Source organism: Dyella sp., assembly GCF_035685885.1.
In the GTDB taxonomy this organism is placed as follows: Bacteria; Pseudomonadota; Gammaproteobacteria; order Xanthomonadales; family Rhodanobacteraceae; genus Dyella.
Window position 1 is genome coordinate 23576 of the sequence record NZ_DASRZX010000040.1, and the last position, 15990, is coordinate 39565.

A 15990-nucleotide genomic window follows, 5' to 3' on the forward strand; every position below is an offset into this window, starting at 1 on the left:
ATATTGCCGCACCGGCCTGCGCGCGACCGGGGCGCGAGCGCAAACCTACTACTATCGCGCCCATGAAACGTTCCCACTCCCAGCAGCGCATCGGCCCACGCCCCCTGTTCCGCAGCCTCGCGTGGCTGCGGATTTGCGCCATCGCCGGCCAGAGCGCCGCCGTGCTGGTGTGTGCGCTGTGGATGCAAATGGACATCCCCTTGCTGCCGCTGCTGGTCGGCATTGGTGTGCTGGCGACATTCGCGGTTTTCGCCGCCTGGCGCCTGACGCAGCCATGGCCGATCAAGCAGTGGGAAACCATCGTGCACGTGGCGGTGGATACGTTGATCCTCGGCTACCTGCTGCATTTCACGGGTGGCGCCAGCAATCCGTTCATCACGCTGCTGATCATCCCGATTGCACTCACTGCCGCGGCGCTTCCCGTGAGCGCCGTGTTGTCGGTGTCGGCGCTGGTTGGCGCTGCTTACCTGGTGCTGTTGTTCTGGTATGTGCCGCTGCCCGCGCCGATGAGGGGCGAAACCGCCAGCAGCTTCTCGCTCCACGTGATCGGCATGGGCGTGAACTTCGTGATCATGGCCCTGCTGCTGGGCTTCTTCATCAAGCGCCTGGCGCGCTCCCTGCGCTTCCAGCAACTGGAGATGCAACGCGTGCGCGAGCGCGCCCTGCGTGACGAAGGCATTCTCGCCATCGCCACCCAGGCCGCAGGTGCGGCGCATGAGCTCAATACGCCCTTGGCGACCATGCGCACCCTGCTCCCCGAGCTGCGTCGCGAGCACGCCAGCGACGCCGCCCTGGCCGAAGACCTGGAACTGCTCGAAGGCCAGGTTGACCGCTGCCGCACCATCCTTCGGGAGATGGTCGCGTTCGGCAAGGCGCAGCTCTCGCAGGAGCCGGAGCTGCTCACCGTGGACCGCTTCATCCACGGCTGCCTGGAGCGCTTCCAGCTGCTGCGGCCGGAGGCGGACCTGGCCCTGGCGATTGATCAGGAAGCCGCCCGCACGGTGCTGCGCACCCCGCCCGGCCTGCGCCACGCGCTGCTGAACCTGCTGAATAACGCGGCGGATGCATCGGCCATGAAACAGTCGCAATCCGTGGCGCTCACCGTACGGCTGGACCGTGGCCGCCTCGAACTGATCGTGACCGACCACGGCCCGGGCTTTGGCGCCATCGACGAGATCGGCGTGCTGGGGCAGTCGCACAAGCAGACGGGCCTAGGCATCGGGCTGGCGCTGGCCGAGGCCACCGCCGAGCGACTGGACGGCGAACTGATCGCCACCAACACCGGCAGCGGAGCCCAGATGACCCTGCGCCTGCCGCTGGCGGTTATCGCAGCGCCGTAGCACTGTGGCGGATAGCCACAGCGGCGCAAGGCCACATGTGAATGCGTTGTCGCAGCGGTGAGAATGTGCGTGTCCGGCCCTTGAGCCGCGGAGAACCCCATGAGCGACCAACAACTTCTGATCATCGATGACGACGCTACTTTTGCCCGTGTCCTGGCGCGCGCCCTGAGCTCGCGCGGGTTCGAGGTCATCACCGCCAGCAATGCCGACGAGGCACGCGCGCTCACCCGGCGCCACCAGCCGCGCTACTGCGTGCTGGACCTCAAGCTGGGCGACGAGAATGGCCTGCGCCTGATCCCCGAGTTGCAGGCGCTGGTACCGGAAATCCGCGTGCTGCTGCTTACCGGCTACGCCTCGATCGCCACCGCCGTGGAGGCCATCAAGCGCGGTGCGCACGATTACCTTGCCAAGCCTGTCGATGCGGATGCCGTTGTGCGGGCCCTGCTCGATGGCGACACCAGCACAGGCGACGACGATCTGGTTGACGCCCCGGAGGCACCGCTGGCGCTGCGTCGCCTGGAGTGGGAGCACATCCAGCGCGTGCTGACCGAATGCGATGGCAACATCTCCGAGACGGCACGCCGTCTGGGCATGCATCGCCGCACGCTGCAGCGCAAGCTCAGCAAGCATCCGGTCAGGGAGCGGCCAGAGAGCGAAGAGTGAGTAAAGAGGAGTAAGGAGTGAGAGTGGGACCTCGTGCGCACCCGCTCCCTTGTCGACTCGAGGCGGGAAGCCCGCGGCAAGAAGTAAGCGGTGCGAGTTCGGCTCTCCGCCTTCTCTCACTTCTCACTTCTCTCATTTCACTACTCGCTCTCAGGCAACGGCTCCGCCGTGCCATCGCTCTCGTCGCCGTAGATCGCCACATGCGGCACGCCGTCTGCACCGATCCAGCCGCGATACATGCCGTCGGTATTGAATGGCATGGCCACGTTGCCGTTGCCATCCAGCGCAATGGCGCCACCGTTGCCACCCATTGACGGAATTTCCTGGTTGATCACCTCGGCGGCCGCGCGCTTCAGCGGCACGCGCATCTGCGTGACACGCATGCAGATCTCGTGCGCCGCAACAGTGCGAAGGTAGTACTCGCCCCAGCCCGTGCCGGAAACGGCGCAACCGGAATTGGCATACGTTCCGGCACCGATGATGGGCGAATCGCCGACGCGTCCCCAACGCTTGTCGGTCATGCCACCGGTGGACGTGCCTGCAGCAAGGTGGCCTTCGGCATCCAGGGCCACCGCACCGACAGTGCCGAAATGCTTGGCCGTCTCGACGTCCGAATGCTTCACCTTCTCATCGTCTTCCTTGAGCGCCCTCTGCAGCTGCTGCCAGCGCTCCTCGGTACGAAAGTAGGATGGATCGACCAGCTCGACACCCACCGTCTTCGCAAATTCCTCCGCGCCATCGCCGACCAGCATCACGTGGTCCGACTTTTCCATGATCGCGCGAGCCAGCAGGATGGGATTCTTCACGCGATGCACGCCGGCGACGGAACCGGCTTCCAAGGTGGCACCATCCATGATGGCGGCATCCAGTTCGTTCTTGCCGTCGTGCGTGAAGACGGAACCCTTGCCGGCGTTGAAGTTGGGATCGTCCTCAAGCACGGTGATGGCGGCGGCCACGGCATCGACGGCCGTCTTGCCCGACTTCAGCTGCGCGTAGCCTTTCTGCAGTGCCTGGGTCAGCGCTGCGCGCACCGCTTTTTCGCGTGCCGGGCTCATCTCGCGCTTGATCACCCCCGCGCCGCCGTGGATGACCAGCACGGGCGCGGCGGCCTGGGCCATGGATGCAATCCCCAGCAGCGCTGCCGCGGCGACAAGACAGCGAGACTTCACGGCGCACTCCTAAAGACGGTGCGCGCAGTATATCCGGCCTATTTCGCTTCGAACCGCACCTGTTTGCCCTCGAACACAGGCTGCATGTTCACCGTGGCCGCCACCAGGCGCATGGCCTCGCGCGCCGGCACCGCCTCGAAGTTGAGGCTGATGACACCATTCCCCAGCGTATCGGGATTGGAAAGCGTCCAGCCGGCCTTGCTGGCCACCGATTGCGCCACGTCCAGCACCTGCCCCCGTTCCACGTGTTCGTTGATCATGGGCTCGGTATCGGCTGTGGCTCGCGCGGGACACCCTTTTCTGGGCGTCACATCGAAGACATAGCTGTCGCCAGCCTGGCCTTCATGCACGGCATGCAGCGGCTGGTCCACGGCTCCCTCAAGCTGTTGTCTGGCGAGCTGCTTTTCTGCGCGACTCACCACCAGATCAATCGCCACCTTGTCGGTGGTGCGCAGCGACTTGGTGGTCGCGGTGATCGACCAATCGCTCACGCGGACCTGGGCCGATTGGCCATCCGCCATGCAGACAGCCAAGGTGGAGCGTTCGTCATGACGATGCTGGCCGTCGTCCGATCCGAACTGCAGTTTCAGGTCAAGCTGATACTCATGCTGCCCGGAAGAGGCGGGCGACGCGCCGGCACCCGGCGCGCTTGTGGCGTAGACCCCGCCAGCGGTCAAGGCCAGGCACAGGGCACCCATCGCGGCGCCCAGGATTTGCTGCCGGCGACCCGGCATCGGTTGCTTCAACATGGCAATACGCTCCATCAGTGGATGTCGTGACGACCAACTACAGCCCACCGGCAGCGCCCACGCCGCCGGCTGAGTCTTCAACAAGGCCTCGGCATAGCGGCGGCGCGAAGCGCCCGATTGCCTCAGCACGGCGGCGTCACAGGCAAGCTCCAGGTCCTGGCGGAAACTGCGCCAGCACCACCACGCCAAGGGGCTGAACCAGCACAGTGCGAGCACGATGCCCGCCAGCAGGCACCAGCAACCGTCACGACGCTGCGCGTGCATGCTTTCGTGGGCGATCACCAGGGCTTGTTCGTCCTGGTCGTAGCGCTGCGCAAAGTCCACCGGCAGCACGATGCAGACGCGCCATGCGCCCACCAAGGCCGGCCCGATGTCCACGTGTGCAGCGATGCGTATCGGCCAATGACTTTGCCTGCCCGGAAGTGCTTCGGCCGAACGCAGGCGTCGGTGATAACGCCATTGCGCGAGCGCGCCGTACACCGTCAGTGACGCGACGCCCGCCAGCCACAACAGCAAAGCCACCACGGGCCACGAAATATCGGGCGCACCATCGGCAGCATTCGACCAGCCATCGGCAATGGTCCGGATCATTGCGACCATGGAAGGCAGATTGCCTGCGCCCGTCGTCAAGCCGGAAGGATGCGGCAACTGGCAGGCCATCATGGTCAGCAGTGGAAGCCACCACAACTGTGCCGCACGTTCGGCACCGAACCAGCGTCGCATGAGTCCGCGCAGCGACATCACCAACAGGCTGGTCGCGGTGACCACCACAAGCAGTTGCACGAACGTCGGCTCGATGCCGCAAGCCCAGGCCTTAAGGCTGCTCATCATCAAGCTCCTCCAGCAGCTTCTTGAGCTCGGCAATGTCCTTCTTCGACAATTTGCGCTGCTCGGAGAAGTGCGCCACCAGCGGCGCTACCCGACCGCCAAACAGGCGATCGAGCAGGCCCTTGCTCTCCTGCGACACGTATTGCTCACGCGGCAATCGCGGTGCGTAGAGATAACGACGGCCGTCGCGTTCCGCCTTCACGGCCTTTTTCTTCAGCAGTCGATTGAGCAGGGATTTGACCGTGCCTTCCTGCCACTCCTGCTGCGGCCCTACTTCGGCAAGGATGTCCTCCGCACTGCGCGGCGACGAGCGCCACAGGACTTCCATGATCACTGCTTCGGCTTCGCTGATGGCCATGAATTTACCGTTTACATGTGTAAGCGAAATTGATGATTACAGACGTAAACGAACGACGTCAAGCCCTCATTGCCGCTACCTGCGCCTCCGTATGGAGCCCAAGGCCCTTTGCGACCTTGGTACAGCATGAGCGGACACCGATCCGTCGTATCCTAGGCAGCTGATTCTCCCCGCAAGAAGGCATCAGCAATGGACAAGGTTTATGCAAGCGCGGCGCAGGCCCTCGATGGACTGCTGTTCGACGACATGACCATCGCCGCCGGCGGCTTCGGCCTGTGCGGCATTCCCGAGAACCTCATCGCGGCATTGCTGAAGGCGGGCACCAAGGGGCTCACCATCGTGGGCAACAACGCCGGCGTGGATGATTTCGGCATGGGTCCGCTGCTGAAGACGCGGCAGGTCAAGCGCGTGTACGCCTCCTACGTGGGCGAGAACAAGGAATTCGAGCGCCAGGTACTGGCCGGCGAGCTGGAACTGCACCTGGTACCGCAGGGCACGCTGGCCGAGAAGCTACGCGCCGGCGGTGCGGGCATTCCCGGCTTCTACACGCGCACGGCGTTTGGCACCAAGCTGGCCGAAGGCAAGGAAACGAAGGTGTTCGACGGCAAGGAATACGTCCTCGAAGAAGCCATCCATGCCGATGTGTCGATCGTGAAGGCGTGGAAGGGCGATCGGCTGGGCAACCTGGTATTCCGCAAGACCGCGCGCAATTTCAATCCCATGATCGCTACGTGCGGCAAGGTCTGCGTGGCGGAAGTGGAAGAGCTGGTGGAGGTCGGCACGCTTGAGCCGGATACCGTCCACGTACCGGGCATCTATGTCGACCGCATCATCCAGGGACCGGCGTACGAGAAGCGCATCGAGTTCCGCACCGTGGCCGGGGCGAACACCGGCAAGGAAAGCCCGATCCGCACCGCCATGGCGCAGCGCGCCGCGAGGGAACTGCGGGATGGCTTCTACGTGAACCTGGGCATCGGCATTCCCACGCTGGTGGCCAACTACATCCCGCCGGGCATGGACGTCACCCTGCAGTCGGAAAACGGCCTGCTCGGCATCGGCCCGTTCCCGGATGACACGCACGTGGACCCGGACCTGATCAACGCCGGCAAGCAGACCATCACCACCCTGCCCGGCTCCAGCTTCTTCTCCAGCGCCGAATCGTTCGCGATGATCCGTGGCGGCCACATCGACCTGTCGATCCTCGGCGGCCTCGAAGTCTCCTGCACTGGCGATCTCGCCAACTGGATGGTGCCAGGCAAGATGGTGAAAGGCCCAGGCGGCGCGATGGATCTGGTCAGCGGCGTGAAGCGCGTCGTCGTGCTGATGGAACACACCGCAAAGGATGGCTCGCCCAAGATCAAGGACGCCTGCGACCTGCCCATCACGGGCAAGGAGTGCGTGGACCTGATCATCACCGACCTGTGCGTGTTCTCCGTCGAGAAGGGCAAGGGCATCACCCTGATCGAGCTGCATGATGGCGTGACGCTGGAGGACGTGAAGGCCAAGACGGGCTGTGCATTCGCGGTGAGCGATGCGTTGAAATCCTGAGAGAAAAGTATCCTGTCGGGCCAAGGCCGCAGGCGTGGCTCGACGTTTCCTGGTTACGTCGAAATCGGCGTGGAATCCGGAAAACGTATGCGCGCGATGTGACGACGGTCCTCGCGCGTCTGCAGTTCCAGTGGCCAGTGGAAGCGTTCGCTGATGCGGCGCGCGATGGCCAGTTCGAAGCCATGTCGATTCGCGCCGCCAAGCGCGGGCACTTCGCCACGGTGGGAAACGGTTACCACGCCGGGCATCACCGTGACGATCACGGTGCCACCTTCGGCCTGCTGGCAGGCATTGCGGATGAGCTGCCAGCACAGCACGGCGAACACGCGCGGCGATCCGTGCAGGATGAAGCGCGCGGGTTCTTCCAGCTCCAGCGTGATGGGGCGCCCTTCCAGCATGCCCAGCACGTCGGGTAGCTCGTGGCGGATCACGTCGTTCACCACGAAGTCTTCTTCAGTCAGTCCGTTGTCGGATTCGCGCGCCAGGATCAACAAGGCTTCGACCAACGCCTCCATTTCGCGCGTGGACCGCTTGATACGCTGCACGGAACGCTGACCGAACTCGCCCAGCGAGGGATCGTCGGCCAGCATATCCGCCGACATCTTGATCACCGTGAGTGGGCTGCGCAGTTCGTGGCTGGCGTCGCGCGTGAAGTTGCGCTCGCGCTGGTTGTAGCCGGAGATGCGGTTGGCCAGGCCGTAAAGGCCATGCGCCAGCGTCATGACATCGGCATCGGTGCGGCCGGGCATCTGCTCGGGGCGCAGGCCATTGATGTCCTGCGATTGCTCATCCCAGTCGCTGAGCGCGCGGGCCAGCCGGCTCACCGGCGCCCATTGGCGTCGTGCCGCCAGCCACGACAGCACGCTGATGATCATGATCAATACGACCACGGCGCTTACCGGCGCCATGTTGTAGAGCCCCATCAGGCACACGATTACCACGGCCATCATCTGCAGGCCGAAGATGATCGCCAGGCGTCGATGGAACAACCCGCGCCGGAGACTCGACGCGGGCCGTGGGTTGCCCCTGCTGGCCATAATCAATTCATGCGCGCGTGATCAGGCCGGCTGCGAGGCAGAAGCCACCTCCGATTCAAGATCGGCGAGGCGATATCCGGCGGAGTGGATGGTATGCAGCAGCGGGCGGTCGAAGGGTTTGTCGATCACCCGGCGCAGGTTGTAGAGATGCGAGCGCAACGTGTCCGAATCGGGCAGCGTGTCGCCCCAGATTTCGCGTTCTATGTCGCGGCGGCTTACCACGCGCGGCGATTCGCGCATGAGGATGGCCAGCAGCTTGAGCCCAATGGGCGACACGGTGAGTTCCTGCCCGCCGCGCACCAGGCGCAGCGTGGCGGTGTCCAGCGTCATGTCGCCGACGGTGAGGATCTCGGTGGACACCTGGCGGCGATCGCGGCGGATCAGGGCGCGCAGGCGTGCTTCCAGTTCGCGCACCTCGAACGGCTTCACAAGGTAGTCGTCTGCGCCGGCCTCCAGGCCAACCAGCTTGTCCTCCAGCGTGTCGCGGGCCGTCAGCATCAGCACCGGGGTGGACTTCTTGGCATCGCGGCGCAGCTTGCGGCAGACGTCCAGACCGTCCATGCCCGGCAACATCAGGTCGAGCACCACCACGTCGTAACTGTTGGATACCGCCAGATGCAGGCCACTGACACCATCGGCGGCGTAGTCGACCGAGTAACCCCGACGTTCGAGGAATTCACCGACCATCTCCGCAATCTGGCGATTGTCCTCGACCAGAAGTATCAGGCCGGATTGTTCGTCTCGTGCGCTCATCCTTACCTCCTGAAGCTGACTTCACAAAGGTGAAAGCTAACGGGCCACATCGTGCAGGACGCGTGAATTCCATGCACACAGTTCACGAAGGGTTGTGAGCGCATTCACGTTAGCGCAACAGGGGCTGCAGCGGCATCCAGACGTTGTCCAGCACCCGTGGTTGTGCGGAGGCGATCGGATGAAGTCCGTCTTCCTGCATCAGCTCGGGCCGCAGGGCCACTCCGTCGAGCAGGAACGGCAGCAACGCCGCCTGTTCCTTGCTGGCCACGTCCGCGTAGACCGTCCGCAAGCCGTCGCGGTACTGGGGACCGTAATTCACGGGCAGTTCGATGCCCAGCAGCAATACGCGGGCCTTGGCTTGCCGGGCCGCCTCGACCATCGCCGAGAGGTTGTCGCGGAGCTGCGCCAGCGCCAGGCCCCGTAGCCCATCGTTGGCGCCCAGCTCGATGACGACCACTGACGGGTGGTACTTCTCCAGCAGGGCCGGCAGCCGGTTGCGGCCGCTCAGCGAGGTTTCGCCACTGATGCTGGCATTGACCACCGTCCAACCCGGCTCCATCTTGGCGAGACGGTCGCCGAGTAGATGGACCCAGCCGGATTCGACCGGGATGTTGTGCGCGGCGGACAGCGAGTCGCCCAGCACCAGTACGGTTTTCGACGGGGCCGCCTGCGCGGTGCCGACGACGGCGCCCAGCAAGACGACCAGGCAACAAAGGAAACGACGCATGAGTGGCAATGCCTCCGCTTTTTCCAACGGTGTCCTTCTGGACGCGGCCGATGTTAGCAAGTCGGTCCAGGGACCCGAGGGGCGCCTGGACATCCTTGCCGGCGTTTCGCTGCAGGTTCGCGTGGGCGAGAGCTTCGCCATCGTGGGCGCGTCCGGGTCGGGCAAGACCACCCTGCTCGGCCTGCTGGCCGGGCTTGATACACCGTCGAGCGGACGCATCCTGCTGGACGGCCACGCGCTGGAAACCCTGGACGAGGAGGCGCGCGCGGACCTGCGCCGGCGCCTGGTGGGCTTCGTGTTCCAGTCGTTCCACCTGCTGCCCGCGCTTACCGCCGAGGAAAACGTGATGCTGCCGCTGGAGCTGGAGGGTCGCGACGATGCGCGTGCCCGCGCCCGTGAGGCATTGGAGGCGGTGGAGCTTTCGCCGCGCCGGCGCCATTACCCCGCCCAGCTGTCTGGCGGCGAACAGCAGCGCGTGGCCATCGCGCGCGCCTTCGTGCACCGGCCGCGCCTGCTTTTCGCCGACGAACCTACCGGTAACCTGGACCAGCGCACCGGCCATCACATCAGCGACCTGATGTTCGCGCTCAACCAGGATCACCAGACCACGCTCGTCTTGGTCACGCACGATCCCAAGCTCGCGGCGCGTTGCTCGCGCCAGGTGGAACTGGACAACGGGCGCGTGGCCATGACCGCACGGGCGGCATCGGCGGTGTCCCCGTGAACGCGCCATTCCATGCCACGGAGCAGGCCGCGTGAGGTTGCTCACGCTGTCCCTGCGCAGCCTGCGCCGCGAGTGGCACCTGCCCGAACTGCGCACGCTGGGCGCCTCGCTGATGCTCGCCGTGGTGGCGTTGGGCGTGGTCGCCACCCTCTCCACCCGCACGGAGCGCGGCGTGCTGGCCAGCGCCGCCGAACTGATCGGCGGCGATGCCGGCATCAGTTCGCCGCAGTCGCTGCCCGCGGAGTTCGCGGCGGACGCCTCCCGGCGCGGCCTGTACGCCACGCGCGGCGCAAGCTTTCCCAGCGTGGCCTTTGCCCATGAGCAGAGCCAGCTGCTCGACGTGCAGGCCGTCGATGGCGCCTACCCCTTGCGTGGCACGCTGGATTTGCTCGATGGCCACGGTCGCAGCACGACCGGCCACGGCCCGGCCGCCGGCAGCGTATACCTCGATCACCGTGCCTTGGTCGCGCTTGGCCTGCACCTTGGCGACACGGTCCAGCTCGGTGGGCGCGACCTTCGCGTGACCGCCGAACTGGTACGTCAGCCGGACGGAGGCGAACTGGTGGCCATGGCGCCCCGCGCGCTGATGAATATCGGCGATGCCGAGCAGGCCGGCCTGCTGGGTGCAGGCAGCCGCGCCCGCCATCGCTTGCTGGTGGCCGGCGAGCCGGCGCCGGTGCAGGGCTGGCGTGACTGGGTGCAGTCGCAATCGCTGCCGCAGGGCGCCCAACTGATCACGCCCGAGCAGACACAGGAGCGGATGCGCAGCGCGTTCGACCGCGCCAGCGCGTTCCTGCGGCTCACAGCACTGTTGTCGGCCTTGCTCGCTGGCGTGGCCATCGCGCTGGCCGCACAGCGCTACGCACGGCGAAAGACCAACGAAGTAGCCCTGCTGCGCGCCCTGGGTACGCCACGCCGACAGGTGCTGGGTCTCCTGGTCGGCACGCTGGGCTTGCTGGCGATACCCGCGGTCATCGTCGGCGGGGCCGCAGCGCTGGGCCTGGCCCAGCTCACCTGGCACTTCGCCAGCCAGCTCTTCGCCACCGTGCCCACGGCCCTGCCTCTGGGTCCGGCCATCGCGGCTGCCGTGATGGGGCTGGCCGTGCTCGCCGGTTTCGCGCTGCCGCCGTTGGCTCGGCTCGCCGAGGTGCCGCCCGTGGCGGTCTTCCGCGAAAGCGCGGCGCGACGCGTGCGACGGTTCGATGCGCTGTACCTGGTTCCCGCGCTGGTCGCCCTGCTGCTGATCTGGACCCAGAGCGGTTCGGCGAAGCTGGCCGGGATCCTCGCCGTGAGCCTGCTGGGCGTGGCCGTGCTCGCGGCACTGCTGTCCGCCCTGCTGTTGTGGGTGGCACGACGCGTGGCGCCCGGCGCTCATCCGGCGTTGCGGCTCGGGCTGGCCGCGCTGGCACGCCGCCGCGGCATGAGCCTAGTGCAGGCCACGGCGCTGAGCCTGGGCCTGGTGGCGCTACTGCTGCTTGCCATCGTCGCTCCTGCCCTGCTTGAAGGCTGGCGGAGCGAATTGCCCGCCGACACGCCCAACTGGTTCGTGCTCAACCTGCAGGACGATCAACGCCCCGGCTTCGAGCAGGCACTGTCGGGGATGGGCGGCGAGAAGCTCAACATGCTGCCCCTGGCCGTGGGCAAGCTCACCGCCATCAACGGACGCGCCATCGACCAGCTCGGCTTCAGCGATCCGCGCGCCAAGGAATGGGCCGACCGCCAATTGCGTCTGTCGTGGGCGAGCGAGCTGCCGCCGAGCAACGAGGTGATCGCCGGCCATTGGCACGGCGACCGGCCTGCGCAGGCGGAAGTGTCCATCGACACCATGTGGCGCGACATGTTCGCGCTGAAAGTGGGCGACGTCATGAGCTTCAACGTGGGCGAAGGCAACATCGATGCGCGCGTGGGCAGCATCCGGCGCGTCGACTGGACGTCGTTCCGCGTGAACTTCTTCCTGGTGTTCGATCCGGCGCATGCGGCCAGCCTGCCGCACACCTGGATCGCGAGTTTCTACCTGCCGCGCGGGCATACGCAGTCGCTGGCGCAGCTGTCACGCGACTACAGCAACCTCAGCCTGATCGACGTGGACGCCATGCTCGACCGCGTGCGCGACATCGTGAACCAGGTAAGCGGTGCGGTGCGCTGGGTACTCGGCTTCAGCCTGCTGGCCGGTGCGCTGGTGCTGGCAGCGGCACTGGCGGCCAGTGCGCAGGAACGCCGGCACGAAGCGGCCCTGCTGCGCACGCTCGGTGCGCGGCGCAGCCAGCTGCGTGCGGCGGCAGCCTGCGAATTCGCGTTGCTGGGCCTCGTCGCAGGACTCACTGCCGCCTTCGGCGCCGCGGGCACGGGCCTGTGGCTGGGCCACGCGATCTTCCACATCGACCATTTCGTGCCGCCCTTGGGTTCACTGCTGCTGGCTGCCCTGGCCGCGGCCGTGGTGGTGATGCTGCTGGGGCTGGCCGGCACGCGACGCGTGAGCCATACCTCGCCGATGCGCTTGCTGCGGGAAACCTGAGCTTTGGCCGTCTATTCCTGGATTCGCGAACTCGCCAACGAACGTCTGCTGGTGGGCTTCGGCCTGCTGGCTGCCGTGCTCGCCGTCGCCGACCCGCACCCGCTGGCCGACTACCAGCGCTGGCTGCAACTGCCGACGCTGGCCGGCCTGCTCGGCCTGATGATCTGCATCCAGGGCATCCGCGACAGCGGCCTGGTGCAACATGCCGCCGCGGCGCTGGTGGAACGCGTGCATTCGCTGCGCGGCCTGGGCCTGCTGCTGGTATGCACTGCCGCGTTGCTGTCGATGGTGCTCACCAACGACGTCAGCCTCTTCCTGATCGTGCCGCTGACCCTCGCCATCGGGCGCATCTCCAATCTTCCCTTGATGCGCGCCGTGGTGCTCGAAGCACTGGCCGTGAATGGCGGCTCCACGCTCAGCCCCATCGGCAATCCGCAGAACCTGCTGCTGTGGCAATACAGCCACGTGCCCTTCCTGCAGTTCACGCGGGCCATGCTGCCGGCGTTCGGCGTGATGTTCCTGCTGCTGGTCGCGCTGACGCTGGCCTGGATGCCACGCGGCCGCGTGGTGCTGCACGCCCAGGACATCGACGGCCACCCCGTCTCGATCGCGCAGGCCGTGCTCTCGCTGATGGCACTGGCGAGCATGGTGCTGATGATGGAACACGGCCATGCCGCGCTGGGCGCGTTGTTCCTGCTGGTGCCGTTCGCGCTGTTCGACCGCAGCATCCTGGCGCGGGTGGACTGGCTGCTGCTGGCCACCTTCGTCGCCATCTTCCTGGGCCTGGGGCACTTTGCGGAACTGGCGCCGGTACAGCACGCGCTGGAGGGACTGGACCTGGAAAACCCACGCACGCTCTACGTGAGCGGCATCGTGGCATCACAGGTGATCAGCAACGTGCCGGCCACCGTGCTGCTGTTGCGCCATGCGCCGGACACGATGGCGCTGGCGGTGGCCGTGAATGTCGGAGGCTTCGGCGTGGCCATCGGTTCGCTGGCCAACCTCATTGCGCTGCGCCTGGCGAAACAGCCGGGTGCTGCCCGACTGCTTCACCTGGTATCCGTGCCGTTCCTGCTGGTGTGCGCGCCGCTGGTCTATCTCGCGTGGCGCTGGCTGGGCTGATCAGTCATCGTCGCGGTCGTGGGGCACGTTCACCTTGCCCTGCACGCCCGAATGACTCACGTCGCCACTGCCCTTCGCGCCCACGCTGAAGTCGCCACGCACGTCGCGCACGCGCAGGTCGCCCGAGCCGAGCGTGTCCACGCGCACGCTGCCGTCCACGCCGCGCACCGTGACATCGCCGGAGCCCACGCTGCCGAAGCGCGCATCGCCATGCACGCTATCCACCTTCACGTCGCCCGAACCCACCGAGCCCATGTCCAGGCTGCCGACCTCATGCACTTCCACGTCACCCGAACCCACGCTGGCGCTGAAGGGACCGGTGATCTTGCTGACGTGCAGGTCGCCCGAGCCCACCTGCGTGGTGAGGCGCTGGAAGCCCGACACCCAGGCATCACCGGAGCCGACGTTGAGCACCACCGGGATCTGCGAGGGCATCTGCATATTGAGCTCAAGGCTGGTGTAGCTGCTCTTGAACAGGCTGATGGTGATGTGGCTGTGGTTGCCGACTTCGACGATGAGTCGATCACCCTCGCGGCGCTGCGTGACGGTGAGGTCGTCGAGCAACTTGGCATCGGATGCGCAGGCGCGTCCCGTGATGGCGCCGCCCGCACCCGTGGAGCCATTGAGGTGCAGGTCATGGCTGTGCAGGTCCACCTGCACCTCGCGCACTCCGGCAAGATCCAGCGTGAGATTGCGCGGCGCCTGGAACTTGCATTCATCGGCGTGTGAGGCCAGCGGGGCGATCAATAGGGCAGCAAGCAGAAGACGGCGCATGGGTGATTCCTCGGTATTCGGACAGGCATGAGATGAAGCTGGCGGCCAAAAGGTTTAGAGCCCGGGTCAACCCGGAGCAGACCCACGGCGTTTGAGGCGGCACAACCATCGTGGAGATGCATCACCATGCAACGCAAGTCCCTGCTCGCCTCCGCCCTCGCCCTGCTGGTCGCCGGCAGCGCCACGTTCGCCACCGCGCAGGATGCCGCTCCCAAGGCACCGCCGGCGCCCGTGGCCAAGGCATCACCGTCGGCGCCGCATATGGCCCCCGACGGCATGCCGGGCGGCCGCGGCCCCGGTTTCGATCGCGCTGGCTTTCGCGGCCCCGGCTTTGCCGGCCCTGGCTTCGGCGGCCCGGACTCGCCGGTGATCGAAGACCTGCGCGCGCTGGAGCACCTGTACAAGGACAGCGGTCGCAGCAAGGACCTGCCAGCGCTCTACAACGACGTGCTGGCCAAGTCGCAGGACCCTCGCGTGCGCACCTACGCCTATCACCAGCTCGCACGCGTGCAGTCCGCGCCGGCCAACACCGACCAGGCCATCGCCACGCTGCGCAAGAGCCTCGACGAGAACCTCGCCAACGAAGCCAGGCGCCGCGCCGAGTTCGACAAGATGCGTAGCGAATGGGAACAGCGCCGCGGCGACGCCAAGCCCGCATCGGCCAAGCCATAAGCACAAGAAGAAAAACAGGCACTGCCGGCCAGGCAGCGCTCATCACTGAGGCACGGGAACCCCAGAGCCCGTGCCTCCTTTTTCAGGAGGACGGCGCGTCCATTCGCTTGGCCTGCAGCCAAAGCGCTTCCTGATCCGCAAGATCGCGTTCGCCCAGCGGCCGGCCTTCGGCTTGCGCCAGATGTTCCATCCTGCGGAAACGCCGTTCGAACTTGGCATTGGCGTGGCGCAACGCCTGCGAAAAATCCACGCCCGCGTGCCGCGCCACATTCACCACAACGAACAACACGTCGCCGATCTCGTCCTGCAATCGGTCGGCATCACGACCGTCGGCAAACTCCGCGCGAACTTCCTCGACCTCTTCCAGCAACTTGTCGAGCACCGGTTGCTCGTCCGGCCAGTCGAAGCCGACCTTTGCCGCACGCTGCTGCAGTTTCAGTGCACGCTTCCACTCCGGCAGGCCACGAGATACCCCGGCCAGCGCGCTGTCGTCGTGCTGCTCGCCCTTCGCCTTGCGTTCGGCAGCCTTGATGTCTTCCCAGGCGGCGGTCTGCGCGTCGAGGTCGGCATAGCTTTCGTCGCCGAACACATGCGGATGGCGACGGATCATCTTGTCACTGATCGCATGCGCCACATCGGCGAAATCGAACAGCCCCGACTCCTTCGCCATCTGCGCGTGGAACACCACCTGCAGCAGCAGGTCGCCCAACTCGTCGCGCAGGTCGTGCCAGTCCTTGCGATCGATCGCGTCGGCGACTTCGTAGGCTTCCTCGATGGTGTACGGAGCGATCGTGGAGAAATCCTGCTTCAGATCCCATGGACAGCCGCCCGCGGGATCACGCAGGCGCGCCATGATGGCGAGCAGGTCATCCAGGCTGTGCCGCTCGCCGGCGCTCACGAAGCGTCCATGTCTGCGGCCTGCAAGCGCGCGCGCCAGTCGACCGAGGTATCGCCGACCGCGATGAATTCGGGATTGATCAGCGAATCGCCGCGGTTGTAGCGCAATGGTTC

The 15990-nt window shown here is 66.1% G+C and carries 15 protein-coding genes and 1 pseudogene; 7 read left to right on the forward strand and 9 right to left on the reverse strand.

Going from position 1 to position 15990, the window contains the following annotated elements; all coding sequences use genetic code 11:
* Positions 1 to 62: 62 nt before the first annotated feature.
* Positions 63 to 1340, forward strand: a complete 1278-nt coding sequence (locus tag VFG49_RS04830; protein WP_324858382.1) for an ATP-binding protein — start codon at positions 63 to 65, stop codon at positions 1338 to 1340.
* Positions 1341 to 1439: 99 nt separating this feature from the next.
* Positions 1440 to 2003 carry a response regulator transcription factor gene (locus tag VFG49_RS04835; RefSeq protein WP_324858383.1) on the forward strand — a complete coding sequence of 188 codons (564 nt, stop codon included), beginning with the start codon at positions 1440 to 1442 and terminating at the stop codon, positions 2001 to 2003.
* 140 nt (positions 2004 to 2143) lie between these two features.
* On the opposite strand, the gene VFG49_RS04840 is transcribed toward VFG49_RS04835, so the two are convergent.
* The 3 genes from VFG49_RS04840 to VFG49_RS04850 all read right to left on the reverse strand — a co-directional run bounded on the left by VFG49_RS04840 (position 2144) and on the right by VFG49_RS04850 (position 5107).
* Complete coding sequence (locus tag VFG49_RS04840; RefSeq protein WP_324858396.1) at positions 2144 to 3121, reverse strand: isoaspartyl peptidase/L-asparaginase; 978 nt, start codon at positions 3119 to 3121, stop codon at positions 2144 to 2146.
* Between the two features lie 89 nt (positions 3122 to 3210).
* Positions 3211 to 4749, reverse strand: coding sequence for a M56 family metallopeptidase (locus VFG49_RS04845; RefSeq protein ID WP_324858384.1), 1539 nt, complete (start codon positions 4747 to 4749; stop codon positions 3211 to 3213).
* Positions 4736 to 5107, reverse strand: coding sequence for a BlaI/MecI/CopY family transcriptional regulator (locus tag VFG49_RS04850; RefSeq protein WP_324858385.1), 372 nt, complete (start codon positions 5105 to 5107; stop codon positions 4736 to 4738). The genes VFG49_RS04845 and VFG49_RS04850 overlap by 14 nt, the downstream gene beginning before the upstream one ends.
* Positions 5108 to 5296: 189 nt before the next feature.
* Here VFG49_RS04850 and VFG49_RS04855 point away from each other — a divergent pair, with 189 nt between their 5' ends.
* On the forward strand, positions 5297 to 6655 hold the full coding sequence (locus tag VFG49_RS04855) for a 3-oxoacid CoA-transferase (RefSeq protein WP_324858386.1): 1359 nt from the start codon (positions 5297 to 5299) through the stop codon (positions 6653 to 6655).
* Between the two features lie 53 nt (positions 6656 to 6708).
* Here VFG49_RS04855 and VFG49_RS04860 read toward each other — a convergent pair whose 3' ends face one another.
* The 3 genes from VFG49_RS04860 to VFG49_RS04870 all read right to left on the reverse strand — a co-directional run bounded on the left by VFG49_RS04860 (position 6709) and on the right by VFG49_RS04870 (position 9172).
* Entirely contained in the window at positions 6709 to 7644 is a 936-nt protein-coding gene (locus VFG49_RS04860) for a HAMP domain-containing sensor histidine kinase (RefSeq protein ID WP_324858387.1), read from the reverse strand.
* A gap of 69 nt (positions 7645 to 7713) precedes the next feature.
* Positions 7714 to 8445, reverse strand: a complete 732-nt coding sequence (locus VFG49_RS04865; protein WP_324858388.1) for a response regulator transcription factor — start codon at positions 8443 to 8445, stop codon at positions 7714 to 7716.
* Positions 8446 to 8554: 109 nt separating this feature from the next.
* Positions 8555 to 9172, reverse strand: a complete 618-nt coding sequence (locus VFG49_RS04870) for an arylesterase (RefSeq protein WP_324858389.1) — start codon at positions 9170 to 9172, stop codon at positions 8555 to 8557.
* Between VFG49_RS04870 and VFG49_RS04875 the strand changes: the two genes are divergently transcribed.
* From VFG49_RS04875 to VFG49_RS04885, 3 genes are read left to right on the forward strand one after another with little or no spacing between them, the layout of a single operon-like run.
* Entirely contained in the window at positions 9171 to 9896 is a 726-nt protein-coding gene (locus tag VFG49_RS04875; RefSeq protein ID WP_324858390.1) for an ABC transporter ATP-binding protein, read from the forward strand. The genes VFG49_RS04870 and VFG49_RS04875 overlap by 2 nt on opposite strands.
* A gap of 31 nt (positions 9897 to 9927) precedes the next feature.
* Positions 9928 to 12411 carry an ABC transporter permease gene (locus VFG49_RS04880; RefSeq protein ID WP_324858391.1) on the forward strand — a complete coding sequence of 828 codons (2484 nt, stop codon included), beginning with the start codon at positions 9928 to 9930 and terminating at the stop codon, positions 12409 to 12411.
* A gap of 3 nt (positions 12412 to 12414) precedes the next feature.
* Positions 12415 to 13533, forward strand: coding sequence for an SLC13 family permease (locus VFG49_RS04885; protein ID WP_324858392.1), 1119 nt, complete (start codon positions 12415 to 12417; stop codon positions 13531 to 13533).
* On the opposite strand, the gene VFG49_RS04890 is transcribed toward VFG49_RS04885, so the two are convergent.
* On the reverse strand, positions 13534 to 14307 hold the full coding sequence (locus VFG49_RS04890) for a DUF4097 family beta strand repeat-containing protein (RefSeq protein ID WP_324858393.1): 774 nt from the start codon (positions 14305 to 14307) through the stop codon (positions 13534 to 13536).
* A 126-nt stretch (positions 14308 to 14433) separates the two neighbouring features.
* Between VFG49_RS04890 and VFG49_RS04895 the strand changes: the two genes are divergently transcribed.
* On the forward strand, positions 14434 to 14979 hold the full coding sequence (locus tag VFG49_RS04895; RefSeq protein ID WP_324858394.1) for a hypothetical protein: 546 nt from the start codon (positions 14434 to 14436) through the stop codon (positions 14977 to 14979).
* 82 nt (positions 14980 to 15061) lie between these two features.
* On the opposite strand, the gene mazG is transcribed toward VFG49_RS04895, so the two are convergent.
* Together mazG and VFG49_RS04905 are read right to left on the reverse strand one after the other, a co-directional pair.
* Positions 15062 to 15877 (reverse strand): nucleoside triphosphate pyrophosphohydrolase, encoded by an 816-nt coding sequence (gene mazG / locus VFG49_RS04900; protein WP_324858395.1) that lies wholly within the window; start codon positions 15875 to 15877, stop codon positions 15062 to 15064.
* Positions 15874 to 15990, reverse strand: a pseudogene (locus VFG49_RS04905) (3'(2'),5'-bisphosphate nucleotidase CysQ); the annotation flags it as partial. The gene mazG and the pseudogene VFG49_RS04905, both read right to left, overlap by 4 nt.

Coding starts and splice junctions, on each gene's coding strand:
- VFG49_RS04850 (WP_324858385.1), bottom strand. CDS start 5,107: ATGGCCATCAGCGAAGCCGAAGCAGTGATCATGGAAGTCCTGTGGCGC.
- VFG49_RS04875 (WP_324858390.1), top strand. CDS start 9,171: ATGAGTGGCAATGCCTCCGCTTTTTCCAACGGTGTCCTTCTGGACGCG.
- VFG49_RS04895 (WP_324858394.1), top strand. CDS start 14,434: ATGCAACGCAAGTCCCTGCTCGCCTCCGCCCTCGCCCTGCTGGTCGCC.
- VFG49_RS04840 (WP_324858396.1), bottom strand. CDS start 3,121: ATGGCCCAGGCCGCCGCGCCCGTGCTGGTCATCCACGGCGGCGCGGGG.
- VFG49_RS04870 (WP_324858389.1), bottom strand. CDS start 9,172: ATGCGTCGTTTCCTTTGTTGCCTGGTCGTCTTGCTGGGCGCCGTCGTC.
- VFG49_RS04855 (WP_324858386.1), top strand. CDS start 5,297: ATGGACAAGGTTTATGCAAGCGCGGCGCAGGCCCTCGATGGACTGCTG.
- VFG49_RS04845 (WP_324858384.1), bottom strand. CDS start 4,749: ATGAGCAGCCTTAAGGCCTGGGCTTGCGGCATCGAGCCGACGTTCGTG.
- VFG49_RS04830 (WP_324858382.1), top strand. CDS start 63: ATGAAACGTTCCCACTCCCAGCAGCGCATCGGCCCACGCCCCCTGTTC.
- VFG49_RS04890 (WP_324858393.1), bottom strand. CDS start 14,307: ATGCGCCGTCTTCTGCTTGCTGCCCTATTGATCGCCCCGCTGGCCTCA.
- VFG49_RS04865 (WP_324858388.1), bottom strand. CDS start 8,445: ATGAGCGCACGAGACGAACAATCCGGCCTGATACTTCTGGTCGAGGAC.
- VFG49_RS04835 (WP_324858383.1), top strand. CDS start 1,440: ATGAGCGACCAACAACTTCTGATCATCGATGACGACGCTACTTTTGCC.